This is a genomic window from Microbispora hainanensis (genome assembly GCF_006874475.1).
Taxonomy (GTDB): Bacteria; Actinomycetota; Actinomycetes; order Streptosporangiales; family Streptosporangiaceae; genus Microbispora; species Microbispora hainanensis.
Genome location: NZ_VIRM01000243.1, coordinates 1 through 248 on the forward strand (window position 1 = coordinate 1; position 248 = coordinate 248).

1 protein-coding gene is annotated in these 248 nt (G+C 69.4%); it reads left to right on the top strand.

Going from position 1 to position 248, the window contains the following annotated elements; translation table 11 throughout:
- Positions 1-63: 63 nt before the first annotated feature.
- On the top strand, positions 64-248 hold a 185-nt coding region (locus FLX08_RS40275), incomplete at its 3' end, for a helix-turn-helix domain-containing protein (protein ID WP_142625471.1).

A 248-nucleotide genomic window follows, 5' to 3' on the forward strand; every position in this document is an offset into this window, starting at 1 on the left:
CGGAACTTAAATGGGTCTTGTCGGTGAGCTGACGAGGGCTGATCTGGTCTGTATGACCAGGGTGTGCGGTATGCCCAAGGCGGCGGCTTCACCCCCCAGGAGCAGCGGCGCCGCGAGGAGGTACGGCTGAGCGCAGCCGTGATGTTCGAGCAGGGGGTCACGAACGCGGCGGTAGCCCGGACGTTGCGGGTCACTCAGCGGTCGGTGGAGCGGTGGCGGCGCGCCTGGCGCGAGGGTGGCACGGCGGC